This window comes from Mycolicibacterium austroafricanum (genome assembly GCF_000612725.1).
Taxonomy (GTDB): Bacteria; Actinomycetota; Actinomycetes; order Mycobacteriales; family Mycobacteriaceae; genus Mycobacterium; species Mycobacterium austroafricanum.
On record NZ_HG964451.1, the window covers coordinates 290,438 to 302,736 of the forward strand.

Here is a 12,299-nt window from a genome sequence, read left to right on the forward strand (position 1 = left end):
CATCATGCTGCCCGCTGGGTGCAGGCGACGGCCATCTCGGCCAACGCGGCACGGGGGGCGGCGGGGATCGCCGCGCCGTCGAGGAAGCGCAGCGCCGCGTCGTGGCGGCGGGCGATCTGCTCCTCGATCCACTGCACGGCACCGCTGGCCCTGATCAGGGTGCGCCACCGGTCGACGTCGGCGGCGCCGATCTCGGGGCTCTGCATCAGTTCGGCGAGCTGGCGCCGCAGCCTCGGGCCTGCCAGCTCGTAGGCGGCGACGACGATGCTGGTGGCCTTGCCGTCCTCCAGGTCGCTGCGCACGGATTTGCCTGTCAGCGAAGGCGATCCGAACACGCCGAGGATGTCGTCGCGCAACTGGAACGCCTCCCCGATCGCGGCGCCGTAGCCGGACAGCGCGTCCGCCACGTCGGCGCTGCAGCCGGCCATGGCGACGCCGAGCTCCAGCGGACGGCGCACGGTGTAGTTGCCGGATTTGCGGCGCAGCACGTCAAGTACCTCCGGGAGTGTCGGGAACGTCTGGCAGCTGTTCAGAAGGTCGGACAGCTGGCCGATGGCGAGCTCGGTGCGCATGGCGTCGTAGCGCGGCCACACCCGGGCCAGCGCGTCCGCGTCGACCCCGCTGCGGCGCAGCATCTCCTCGGCCCACACCAGGCACAGGTCGCCGAGCAGGATCGCCGCGGACTCCCCGAACCGGCTCGCCGAGCCGCTCAGCGCGCGGTCGCGGTGCCAGCGCCCCAGCGCGACGTGCGCGCTGGGCCGGGCCCGGCGCATCGGTGAGCTGTCCATCACGTCGTCCTGGATCAGCGCGAAGGTGTGCAGCAGCTCCAGGCTCGCCGATGCCCGCAGCGCCGCGGTGTCCTCCCGCTCGCCGCACAACCAGCCGAGATACATGTACGTCGAGCGGACGTACTTGCCGCCGTCGAGGAATCCGCACAGCAGCTCGGCGGCGACATCGACGCCGCCGCCGTCCAGTCGGCGGGCGCATTCACCGCGCACGAAATCTTCCAGATGTTCCCGCACCGCCGTGCGGACCGTGTCGCGCCAGGCCATCAGCCCTGGTTCTGCCAGCTGCGCGCCGGCGCCATCGCCCCTGCTCAACTGCGGACCCCCTCCTCGTTCGACCCACCCGTGCCTTGGGCGTCGTCTTCCATTCGAAGCTATGGCGGCCCCGGATTGGTCGGATTCGCATTTTGTTCCGCAGTACCCGTTCTGCGGGCATGCCAGCGGGCCAGCGGCGCCGGTGCCCACCAGTTCCAGCGGCCCATCAGATGCATGAACGCAGGCAGCAACACCATCCGCACCAGCGTGGCGTCGATCAGCACCGCCAGCATCAGACCGAGCCCGAACATCCGCATGAACGACACCTGCGCGGCGATCAGCGCGCCGAACGAGATCGACATGATCAGCGCCGCCGCGGTGACCACGCGCCCGGTGTGCGCCAGGCCGAGGGCGACGCTCTCGTCGTTGTCCCGCCGGCCGCCGGCGAGCCAGAACTCGCGGATGCGGGCCAGCAGGAACACCTCGTAGTCCATCGACAGGCCGAACGCGATGCAGAACAGCAGCACCGGCATGTTGACCACCAGCGTCCCCGTCGGCGTCGTCCCCAGCGCGCCCAGATTGCCGTCCTGGAAGATCCACACCAGCGCACCGAACGCCGCCGTCAGCGACAGCGCGTTGAGCACCAAGGCCTTGACCGGGAGCACCAGGCTGCCGGTCAGCAGGAACAGCAGCACGAACGTGATCACCGCGATGATGCCGAGCACGATCGGCAGCCGCGCCATGATGGACTCGACGCTGTCCCTGTTGATCTGGGCGATGCCGGTCATCTGGACCGGCCGGCCGCCGGGACCCGGCAGTGCCCGCAGACGGTCGAGCTGGCGCTCGGATTCCGGCGAGAACGACGCCGTGGTGCTGCCGACCGTCAGGTAGGCGATGCCGCCCTGCACCCCGGCGCCGCCCGCAGGCGGCCCGACCCGCCGCCCGTCGGCGAACGTGCCGGTCGGCGCGCTGACCATCGACACGTCCTCGATCGTCGACGCCTCGGCGGCGTAGCGTTCGAAGTCCTGCGGTGTCAGGCCCTCGGCGTCGGGCACCAGCACCGTCACCGCCGCCTCGGAGTTGTCGGAGAACTCGGTGCGCAGCATGTCGCCCACCCGGTGCGCGGTCGCCGACGACGGCAGCACGCGGTCGTCGGGCAGCCCCCAGGACACGCCGAGGAACGGCAGGCCCAGGCTCACCAGCAGCGCGGTCCCCGCCAGCCCCACCGGCAGCGCTCGGCGCATGACGAACTTCGTGGAGCGGTACCAGAACATCTGTTCTCCCCGCGGCTCCGCCGCAGGGGTGCGCCGCAACATCCGGCGGATGTCGAACGCGTCGAGCCGGTCCCCGAACAGCGCGATCACCGCAGGGGTGACGACGATCGCCGCCACCGCGCACAACGCAACGGTCGCGAGGCCGGCGTAGGCGAAGGACTTCAGGAAGTACATCGGGAACAGCAGCATCGCCGCCATCGACAGCGCCACCGTCAGCGCGGAGAACAGCACGGTGCGGCCCGCCGTCACCATGGTGGTGATCAGCGCCCGGTCGCGCGGCGCGCCGGCGGCGACCTCGTCGCGGAAGCGGCTGACGATCAACAGGGTGTAGTCGACGGCCAGCGCCAGGCCCAGCGCGGTGGTCAGGTTCAGCGCGAAGATCGACACGTCGGTCCACATCGCCACGAGCCGCAGCACCGACATCGACGCCACGATCGCAAGGCCGCCGACCGCCACCGGCAGCGCCGCGGCCAGCAGGCCCTTGAACACCCAGACCAGCACCAGGAACGTCAGCGGTATCGCGATCGCCTCCATCAGCAGCACGTCGCGCAGCGTCTGGGAGTTGATCTGCGAGTACACGATCGACGAACCGCCGGCCAGCACGGCGACGGTCTCGTGGCGCGGCTGCACCGTCGTCACCACCTCGTCGACGAGCGCCTGGGCAATGCGCGGCGCGGTGTTCTCGTCACCGGTCAGCTCGGCGACGACCAGCCCGCTGCGACCGTCCGCGGAGATGAGGGCCGCGGCCGCTTCGGGCGCGACCGTCCACGTCGACACCACGTCCGCGACGGCCGGATCTTCGCCGACGAGCGTGGCGATGGCCAGGCCCGCAGCGCGCGCCGAGGCGCTGTCGACGCCGGCCGGGTCGGTGACGGCGAAGACCAGCTGCATGTCGCCCCGGCCGAACGTGTCGGTGAGGACTCGGGTCGCCCGCGCCGACTCCGACCCCGGATCCTGGAAGCCCCCGGCGGCCAGGCTGCCCGCCACCGGCACGCCGAAGATCGCGGCGCCGACCATGACCAGTGCCGCGATGGCCACGATGCGACGCGGTGCCGCGATGGCGCACAACGCAATTCGGTGGAGCAGACGGCGCCTCTTCTCCATCACCGCCGGTCGGAGCGCCGGCTCTGACGACAGCGTCGTCCCTGACGGCACAGTTTAGAAACCCGCCGAGTGAAAAGTCCCGGTTCTGTCACACATCGGTGGGCTGCCCCGTCTGACAGGTATGACCACACGACTGGAACCCGTCCCCCCGCACCGCGCCTCCCTGCTGACCCGGCTGATGTGGCGTTACGCCAAACGCCGATTCGGCGAGGTGCCCGAGCCGTTCGCGGTCTACGCCCATCACCCGAGCCTGATGCTGACCGGCGCCGTGCACGAGGGGCTGCTGGAGCGGACGTCGTCGAAGGTGCCCGCCAGTGTGCGTGAGCTGGCCGTGTACTGGACGGCCCGGCAGATCGGCTGCTCGTGGTGCGTCGACTTCGGGTCCATGCTGATGCGCCTGGACGGCCTCGACATCGCGCGGCTGAAGGAGATCGACGACTATGCGACGTCGCCCCGGTTCACCGACGACGAACGCGCCGCCATCGCCTACGCCGCGGCGATGACGACCGACCCGCACACCGTCACCGACGAGCAGGTGGCCGACCTGCGCCGCCGGTTCGGCGCCGACGGCGTCATCGAGCTGACGTATCAGATCGGCGTGGAGAACATGCGAGCCCGGATGAACGCCGCGCTGGGGATCACCGAGCAGGGCTTCAGCTCCGGGGACACCTGCCGGGTGCCGTGGGCGAGCGCCGCGCAGGCCGGCCAGGGGGCTACCGCAGCGGAGAAGCGGTGAACTTGTCCGGGTTGGCGATGTCGTAGATCGCCACCACCTGCCCGCGGTGGACGGTGAGCGCCTGGATGCGCGGCGCGATCGCGGGGGCGTCCTCGGTGGCGGGCACGCCCGGCGTGTACACGCCGAGCTCGCCGTTGACCATCCCCAACACCCCGCTGCCGAAGAATCGCTGCTCCCCGTAGCGGCGTGCCAGACCGAGCAGGAACCGCGCCACCTTGTCGCTGCCGTGGATGACGCGTGCCGCCGTCGGAGCCCTGCGGTTCGAGTCGCCGGTGAACGTCACGTCCGGGTGCAGCACCGCCACCACCTCCGTCAGATCACCAGAGGCCATGGCCGCCAACAGCTTTCCCACCACCTCGGCATGCTCGTCGGCCGGCGGTGGAGCGGCCGAGGCGGCCCGCCGGGCGCGGGACGCCAGCTGGCGCGCCGATTCCGGCGACGACCCGAGCACCTCGGCGATCTCGGCGAACGGCACGGCGAATCCGTCGTGCAGCACGAACGCGACCCGCTGATCGGGCGTCAGGTTCTCCAGCACCACCATCGCCGCAAACCGCGCATCCTCGCCGGCCACCACCGACGCCAGCGGGTCGACCCCGTCGAAGCCGGTGACCACCGGCTCGGGCAACCACTCGCCCACATACGTCTCACGCCGGTGCGCCGCCGAACGTAACCGGTCCAGCGCCAGCCGGCTCACCACCGTCGTCAGCCACGCCTTGAGGTCCTCGATCACCGTGGCGCTGTTGGCCTCCCACCGCAGCCACGCGTCCTGGACGATGTCCTCGGCGTCGGCGAGGGTGCCGGTGAGCCGGTACGCCACGGACAGCAGGTGCGGTCGCAACTGCTCGAATTCCCCGACGCGCGCACTCGTCGTCATCGGTCGAGTCTAAACCCGCCGTCCCGACCGTCGAGCCGACGGCAAAGATCCGCGGCAGCAACGATTTTCCCGTACGGCAGGCCCTTTGACCGCCGGAACCGTATATTGCGCGCATGGCTATCACGGACGAACCCGCTGTTCCTGCCGTCGGCGGTAAGGGGCTGCAGGCCGGAGCGCTCGGGCTGGTGGGCAACGTGGTCATCGGCCTGGGCGCGGTGGCACCCGCGTACAGCCTGGCCGCGACACTGGGTTACGTCGTGCTGAACGTCCAGGAGAAAGCGCCGGCGATGTTCGTGCTGGCGTTCATCCCGATGCTGCTCGTCGCATTCGCCTACAAGGAGCTGTCCCAGGACACCCCGGACTGCGGCACCACGTTCACCTGGGGCACCAAGGCGTTCGGGCCGTGGGTCGGCTGGATCGGCGGGTGGGGCCTGGCGGTGTCGGCGATCATCGTGCTGGCCAACGTCTCCGAGATCGCCGCCATCTATCTCTACAACTTCCTGGGTCTGGACTCCCTCGCCGAGAGCGTGCCTGCGACGGTCGCCCTGGGGTGCTTCTTCATCATCTCGATGACGCTGGTGTCCGCACGCGGCATCGTCGTCAGCGAACGAGTGCAGAACGTGCTGATCGCCATTCAGTTCGGCGTGCTGATCACCGTCAGCGTCATCGCGTTGATTCGCGTGTTCACCGGAACCGCCGGTGCCCAGGCGATCAGCCCGCAGCTGTCGTGGCTGTGGCCGAGCGGACTGGACGTGTCGTCGATCGCCGCCGCGGTCATCCTCTGCATCTTCATCTACTGGGGTTGGGACGCGTGCCTGGCGGTCGGCGAGGAGACCAAGGACCCCGGCCGCACGCCCGGTATCGCAGCACTGGTCACCACCGTCATCCTGGTATGCACCTACGTGCTGGTCGCCTTCGCGCTGCAGTCCTTCGCCGGCTTCAGCGAGGTCGGCATCGGCCTGAACAACCCGAACAACACCGACGACGTCCTCACCGTGCTCGGTCAACCGGTGGCGGGCGCGATCGCCGCGTCGGCACTGCTCCTCACGGTGTCGGTGTCGGCACTGTCGTCGACCCAGACGACGATCCTGCCCACCGCGCGCGGCACCCTGTCGATGGCCGTGTACGAGGCGATCCCGAAACGCTTCGCCAACGTGCACCCGCGGTACATGACGCCCGCGTTCGGCACCATCGTGATGGGGCTGTCGGCCCTGTTCTTCTACCTCGTGCTGAAGGCACTGTCGGAGAACGCATTACTCGACTCGGTGGCCTCGCTGGGCCTTGCGGTGGCGTTCTACTACGGCATCACGGCGTTCGCCTGCGTCTGGTACTTCCGCAGAACCCTGTTCGAATCGACACGAAACCTGTTCTTCCGCGGCATCTTCCCGCTCCTCGGAGGACTGTCGATGCTGGCCGCATTCACCATCAGCGCCAAGGACATGATCCAGCCCGACTACGGCTACACCGCGTTCGGACCGGTGGGCGGGGTGTTCGTGCTCGGGGTCGGCATGCTGGTCCTGGGTATCCCGCTGATGCTGGCGTGCTTCGCATTCGGCACCAAACGCTTCTTCCGCGGCGAGACCCTCAACGCCGACACCGAGGTCAAGGTTCCGGATACGTTCTGAGAAAGCAGGTCGCGCAATGCATCTGACAGTCGGCTACCTTGCCACCCCGACCGGCGACGACGGAGTCGCGCTGGCCTCCGCGCTGGCGCGGACCTTCGACGCCACCGTCGACGTGGTGATCGTCGTACGTCACGAACTGCCCGACGGTCACCCCGGCCGCGCCGAGTACCAGCAGATGCTGGTCAATCTCGGTGAGCAGTGGGCCGCCCGTGCCGTGGCCGCGCTGGCCGCCGACGGCGTGACGGCCGGATCGTCGGCGATCGTCGCCGACTCGTTCGCGCAGGCGCTGGTGGAGTTCGCCGAGGAAAAATCCTCGGACCTCATCGTCGTCGGCGGTGCGCGGGACGGGTTCTTCGGCAGACACACCATCGGTCCGGTCACCGGGGCGCTGCTGCACTCGTCCTCCATACCGGTGGCGCTGGCGCCGCGCGGCTACGCCGAGGACCCCGACGAGCACTTCCTGGCGGTGACGGCCGCGGTGCCCAGCAAGCCGGGCGACGACAACCCGCTGCCGTTCGCGATCGCGCTTGCCGGCGCGGCGGGCCTGCGGATGCGCATGCTGTCGCTGGTGTCCGCGGAGAACCTCGCCGAAGCGGGCAGCGCCAAGGAGGTGCGGGCGCTGCAGGTGGCGGCCGCCGAGGAGAACCTCGCCGTCGCGGCCCGGGCGCTACCCGATGCGCCGGACATCGAGTCGCTGGTGGCCGACGGCATGACGTTGGAGTCGGCGCTGAAGAAGTTGCGATGGGACGACGGGGACCTGCTCGTGGTGGGTTCGAGTCGCTTCGCCGCGCCGCGGCGGATCTTCCTGGGGTCAACCGCCGCGCGGATCCTGGCCGGGGTCGACGTGCCGGTGATCGTGGTGCCCAAGGCGGAGTAGCTCGTTCGGCGGGGAGCCGCGGAACTCACCGCGAGCGTGCTCTCACGGTAGCTCAAACGGCTCGCGGGCTACCGCGGATGCACGTTCGCGAGTAGCCCGCGGAACCCTAGCGCTTGGTGAAAATCGTTCGGTGCCAAGCCTTGTCGGCCACGCCGGTGATGTCGCTCATCACGTGCTTGATCGACAGATACTCCTCGAGCGAGTACTGGCTCATGTCCTTGCCGAAGCCCGACGCGCCGAAACCGCCGTGCGGCATCTCGGAGATGATCGGGATGTGGTCGTTGATCCACACGCAGCCCGCGTGGATCTCCCGGGACGCCCGCTGCGCCCGGTACACGTCGCGCGTCCACGCCGACGCCGCCAGACCGTAGGCCGTGTCGTTGGCCTGCCGCAGCGCATCGTCGTCGTCGGTGAACGACCGCACCGCCAGCACCGGGCCGAAGATCTCGTCGCGCCACACCTCGGACTGCTCGGACACGTCGGCGATCAGCGTCGGCCGGTAGAACGACCCGGGCCCGTCCGGGGCGACCCCGCCGGTGACGATCCGTCCGCCCTCGCCCGGGGCCCGCTCGACCATGCCCGCGACCTTCGCCCGGTGCGCCAGCGTGATCAGCGGGCCCAGGTCGGTGTCCGGATCCCCAGGGTCGCCGACGACGATGTGGCTCATCACCTCGGCGACGCCGGCCACGAAGTCGTCGTACAGGTCCCGCGCCACGATCGCCCGCGTCGCGGCCGTGCAGTCCTGCCCGGTGTTGATCAGCGCCCCGGCGACCGCGCCCTGGATCGCCGCGTCCAGGTCCGCGTCGTCGAACACCACGAACGGCGCCTTGCCGCCCAGCTCGAGCTGGGTGCGGTGGCCGTGCGCGGCGGCCGCGAGCATCACCTTGCGCCCGACCGGCGTCGACCCGGTGAACGTCACCATGTCGACGTCGGCGTGCCCGGCCAATGCGGTTCCGACGTCGGCACCCGACCCGGTGACCACGTTGAAAACCCCCGCAGGCAGACCGGCCTCGGCGGCCAGCCGGGCCAGGGTGAGCGTCGTCAGCGGGGTGATCTCGGCGGGCTTGATCACCACCGAGCATCCGGCCGCCAGCGCGGGCAGCACCTTCCAGACCGCCATCTGCAGCGGGTAGTTCCACGGGGTGATGGTGGCGACCACGCCGACCGCCTCACGCCGGATGGACGACGTGTGATCGGCCGAGTACTCGCCGGACGCCTTTCCCTCGAGGTGTCGTGCGGCGCCGGCGAAGAAGTCGATGTTGTCGACGCTTCCGGGGACGTCGAACTCGGTGGCCAGCCGCACCGGCTTACCGGTCTGGCTCACTTCCTCGGCAACCAGGTCCGCGGTGGCCTCGTCGGCCAGTTTGGCGAGTTTGGCCAGCACCGCCGATCGCTCGGCCGGGGTGGCGGTCGCCCAGCCACCCAGCGCGGCGCGCGCCGACGCGACCGCGGCGTCGACGTCGGCGGGCTGGGCCAGCGCGTATTCGGCCACGGGCGCGCCGGTCGCGGGGTTGATCACCTGGTGGACCGGTCCCCGAGTATTGACGGGGGCCCCGTCGATCCAACTACCGGCAAGCACAGGCGGGGACGAGACTGCAGTCATGCGTCAACGCTATCGCGCACCGCGCACGAGTGCTACGCATTACCGCACTGTGAACTGCCCTGAACAATTGATTTCATGGTCATGGTTGCCTGCGACGACGGATTCCGTGCACAATCACTGGCATGGCTAACCCCGGGTTACCGCATGCCGTCGGCCCCGTCTCCTTCCGCGTCAACCAGTCTCGTCCCGGCGCCGCGTTCCAGCTCGACGAACTGTCCAAGGCGATCATCGAGAAGCTGCAGCAGGACGGCCGCCGCTCCTACGCGGGAATCGGAAAGGCCGTCGGCCTGTCCGAGGCCGCGGTCCGCCAGCGGGTGCAGCGCATGGTCGACGCCGGGGTGATGCAGATCGTGGCCGTCACCGACCCACTGCAGCTCGGCTTCGCCAGGCAGGCGATGATCGGGATCAAATGCACCGGCGACACCACCAAGATCGCGCAGGAACTCGCCGAGCTCGACTCCGTCGACTATGTGGTGCTCACCGCCGGCTCGTTCGACGCCATCGCCGAGGTGGTCTGCGAGGACGACGATCACCTGCTCCAACTTCTCAACACGCAAATCCGCGCGCTACCGGGAGTGATATCCACCGAAACCCTTGTTTACTTGAAACTTGTTAAACAGCAATACAATTGGGGTACACGATGACAACTACCGATATCGCGCCGCAGGTCTCCTCCGACCTGGAGGCCAAGGCCAACCGCCACCTGTGGGGCCACTTCGCGCGCCACGGCAAAGGCATCACGCCGCCGATCATCACCCGCGGCGAGGGCGTGCACATCTGGGACAGCACGGGCCGCAAGTACATCGACGGGCTCTCGGGTCTGTTCGTGGTTCAGGCCGGCCACGGCCGCAAGGAGCTCGCGGAAGCCGCTGCCAAGCAGGCCGAGCAGCTGGCGTTCTTCCCGCTGTGGTCCTACGCCACTCCCACCGCGATCGAACTCGCCGATCGACTCGCCCATTACGCTCCGGCTGATCTGAACCGGGTGTTCTTCACCACCGGCGGCGGCGAGGCCGTGGAGAGCGCGTGGAAGCTGGCCAAGCAGTACTACAAGCTGGTCGGCAAACCCGGAAAGTTCAAGGTGATCTCGCGGGCCATCGCCTACCACGGCACGCCGCAGGGTGCGCTGGCCATCACCGGTCTGCCGGACTTCAAGAAGCCGTTCGAGCCGTTGACCCCGGGCGGGTTCCGCGTGCCGAACACCAACTTCTACCGGGCGCCCGCGCCGTACGACACCGATCCCAAGGCCTGGGGCAGGTATTGCGCAGACCGCATCGCTGAGGCCATCGAGTTCGAAGGACCCGACACGGTGTGCGCCGTCTTCCTGGAGCCGGTGCAGAACGCCGGTGGCTGCTTCCCGCCGCCGCCCGGGTACTTCGAGCGGGTTCGTGAGATCTGCGACGAGTACGACGTGCTGCTGGTCTCCGACGAGGTGATCTGCGCGTTCGGCCGCATCGGGTCGATGTTCGCCTGCGACGATTTCGGCTACGTACCCGACATCATCACCTGCGCCAAGGGCCTGACCTCGGGCTACTCGCCGATCGGCGCGATGATCGCCAGCGACCGGCTGTTCGAGCCGTTCAACGACGGCAAGACCGTGTTCGGGCACGGCTACACCTTCGGCGGGCACCCGGTGTCCTCTGCGGTGGCGCTGGCCAACCTCGACATCTTCGAGCGCGAAGGCCTCAACGCCCACGTCAAGGACAACGCGCCGGTCTTCCGGGCCACGCTCGAGCAGCTCCTCGAGCTGCCCATCGTCGGCGACGTCCGCGGTGAGGGCTTCTTCTACGGCATCGAGCTGGTGAAGGACAAGGCCACCAAGGAGACGTTCAACGAGGACGAGAGCGAGCGGCTGCTGCGCGGCTTCTTGACGTCCGCGCTGTTCGAGGGCGGGCTGTACTGCCGCGCCGACGACCGCGGCGACCCGGTCGTGCAGTTGGCCCCACCGCTGATCAGCGGGAAGAAGGAGTTCGACGCGATCTACGACATCCTTCACCGCGTGCTCAGCGAAGCGAGCCGGATGCTGTAGCGCCTCACCGCCGAAATTGCATTCCACACGGCCCTGAGCGCGAAAAGCCCACGCGGAACGCAATTTCGGCGCGGGGTGTGCCCGGCGCCGGGTGTGCCCTGGGCGGCGCGGTACAGCTAGCCGTCGCCTCCGTTGTCGCCGCCGGGCCGGCCCCCGGGGCTGCCGCCTTCGCCGCCCTGGCCGCCGGGGGAGGCACCGTCTCCGCCGTCACCACCGCGTCCGCCGAAGCCGCCGTCACCGCCGCGGCCGCCGTCACCGCCGACGGACTCCTGCGAGCCGCCGATCGCGGCACCACCGCGGCCGCCGTCACCGCCACGGGCGAACGCGCCGCCGAGGCCGCCGGCGCCACCGGTTCCCCCTTCGGCCATCCCGGACTCGTCGAGCGCCTCGCCGTATCCGGCGTCTCCGCCGCGACCGCCGTCGCCGAGTGTGGCGCCCGAACCGCCGGCACCACCGGTGCCGCCCGCCCCGGTGCCGGTCGCCGAGGTGCCTGCGCCGCCGATGCCACCGGCACCGCCGTCGCCGGCCCGCGTGGACGTGCCGCCCTGACCGCCGGTACCACCGAGCGCGTCACCCTCGGTCGCGACCGCGTCGCCGCCCGCGCCGCCCCGGCCACTCGACGACGCCTGTGCGCTTCCGCCGGCTCCCCCGGGGCCTCCCACTGCCAGGTCGCCGGCCTTGTCGTCGCCGGAGGTGTACGCCGCGCCGCCGGCGCCCCCGACGCCGGCGTTGAGAACGCCGTCGCCGCCCTGACCGCCCGCGCCGCCTTCGACGATCACCGTCTCGCTGCCCGAGTTCGCACGGGTGTCGCGGGCGACCCCACCCGCGCCGCCCTGCCCTCCGGTGCCGAGGAGCCCGGCGTTTCCGCCGTGACCACCGGCGCCCCCGGTGATGGTGTCGCCGATCTGGGCTGACGCGTCGCCGCCGGCGCCCCCGCGACCGCCCTTCCCGCCCAGCAGGCCGGCGTCGCCTCCACGTCCGCCGGTACCCGGCAGCCCGACACCGGCGTCGGAGAGTCCGTCGCCGCCGTCACCACCGTCGCCGGCGATCCAGCCGCCGCGGCCTCCCTGACCGGCCAGCGGGTTCTCCGCGGTGGCGTCGCCTCCGTCGCCGCCGCGCCCCAGCAGCCCCGCCGCTCCG

The 12,299-nt window shown here is 70.1% G+C and carries 9 protein-coding genes and 1 pseudogene; 5 read left to right on the forward strand and 5 right to left on the reverse strand.

The window, feature by feature from the left end:
- Positions 1–2 precede the first annotated feature (2 nt).
- Positions 3–1,100, reverse strand: a complete 1,098-nt coding sequence (locus BN976_RS08030) for a polyprenyl synthetase family protein (protein ID WP_084182252.1) — start codon at positions 1,098–1,100, stop codon at positions 3–5.
- Between the two features lie 59 nt (positions 1,101–1,159).
- A complete protein-coding gene (locus BN976_RS08035; protein ID WP_036370430.1) occupies positions 1,160–3,400 on the reverse strand; it encodes an MMPL family transporter in 2,241 nt (746 codons plus the stop codon).
- A gap of 139 nt (positions 3,401–3,539) precedes the next feature.
- Between BN976_RS08035 and BN976_RS08040 the strand changes: the two genes are divergently transcribed.
- A complete protein-coding gene (locus BN976_RS08040; RefSeq protein WP_036369808.1) occupies positions 3,540–4,154 on the forward strand; it encodes a carboxymuconolactone decarboxylase family protein in 615 nt (204 codons plus the stop codon).
- Here the strand turns inward: BN976_RS08040 and BN976_RS08045 are convergent.
- The gene (locus tag BN976_RS08045; protein WP_036369810.1) at positions 4,132–5,028 is read right to left on the reverse strand and encodes a sigma-70 family RNA polymerase sigma factor; all 897 of its coding nucleotides are present in this window, start codon (positions 5,026–5,028) and stop codon (positions 4,132–4,134) included. The genes BN976_RS08040 and BN976_RS08045 overlap by 23 nt on opposite strands.
- A 113-nt stretch (positions 5,029–5,141) precedes the next feature.
- Between BN976_RS08045 and BN976_RS08050 the strand changes: the two genes are divergently transcribed.
- Both BN976_RS08050 and BN976_RS08055 read left to right on the forward strand, forming a co-directional pair.
- Positions 5,142–6,653 (forward strand): APC family permease, encoded by a 1,512-nt coding sequence (locus BN976_RS08050; RefSeq protein ID WP_036369812.1) that lies wholly within the window; start codon positions 5,142–5,144, stop codon positions 6,651–6,653.
- Between the two features lie 16 nt (positions 6,654–6,669).
- On the forward strand, positions 6,670–7,530 hold the full coding sequence (locus BN976_RS08055) for a universal stress protein (RefSeq protein WP_036369813.1): 861 nt from the start codon (positions 6,670–6,672) through the stop codon (positions 7,528–7,530).
- 106 nt (positions 7,531–7,636) lie between these two features.
- Here the strand turns inward: BN976_RS08055 and BN976_RS08060 are convergent, their stop codons facing one another.
- On the reverse strand, positions 7,637–9,133 hold the full coding sequence (locus tag BN976_RS08060) for a gamma-aminobutyraldehyde dehydrogenase (RefSeq protein ID WP_036369814.1): 1,497 nt from the start codon (positions 9,131–9,133) through the stop codon (positions 7,637–7,639).
- Positions 9,134–9,255: 122 nt separating this feature from the next.
- Here BN976_RS08060 and BN976_RS08065 point away from each other — a divergent pair, with 122 nt between their 5' ends.
- The gene (locus BN976_RS08065) at positions 9,256–9,777 is read left to right on the forward strand and encodes an Lrp/AsnC family transcriptional regulator (protein ID WP_011778826.1); all 522 of its coding nucleotides are present in this window, start codon (positions 9,256–9,258) and stop codon (positions 9,775–9,777) included.
- A complete protein-coding gene (locus BN976_RS08070) occupies positions 9,774–11,159 on the forward strand; it encodes an aspartate aminotransferase family protein (RefSeq protein WP_011778825.1) in 1,386 nt (461 codons plus the stop codon). The genes BN976_RS08065 and BN976_RS08070 overlap by 4 nt, the downstream gene beginning before the upstream one ends.
- 116 nt (positions 11,160–11,275) lie before the next feature.
- Here the strand turns inward: BN976_RS08070 and BN976_RS34590 are convergent.
- A pseudogene (locus BN976_RS34590) lies at positions 11,276–12,299 on the reverse strand (PE family protein); the annotation flags it as partial.

Coding starts and splice junctions, on each gene's coding strand:
- BN976_RS08040 (WP_036369808.1), top strand. CDS start 3,540: ATGACCACACGACTGGAACCCGTCCCCCCGCACCGCGCCTCCCTGCTG.
- BN976_RS08045 (WP_036369810.1), bottom strand. CDS start 5,028: ATGACGACGAGTGCGCGCGTCGGGGAATTCGAGCAGTTGCGACCGCAC.
- BN976_RS08050 (WP_036369812.1), top strand. CDS start 5,142: ATGGCTATCACGGACGAACCCGCTGTTCCTGCCGTCGGCGGTAAGGGG.
- BN976_RS08055 (WP_036369813.1), top strand. CDS start 6,670: ATGCATCTGACAGTCGGCTACCTTGCCACCCCGACCGGCGACGACGGA.
- BN976_RS08060 (WP_036369814.1), bottom strand. CDS start 9,133: ATGACTGCAGTCTCGTCCCCGCCTGTGCTTGCCGGTAGTTGGATCGAC.
- BN976_RS08065 (WP_011778826.1), top strand. CDS start 9,256: ATGGCTAACCCCGGGTTACCGCATGCCGTCGGCCCCGTCTCCTTCCGC.
- BN976_RS08070 (WP_011778825.1), top strand. CDS start 9,774: ATGACAACTACCGATATCGCGCCGCAGGTCTCCTCCGACCTGGAGGCC.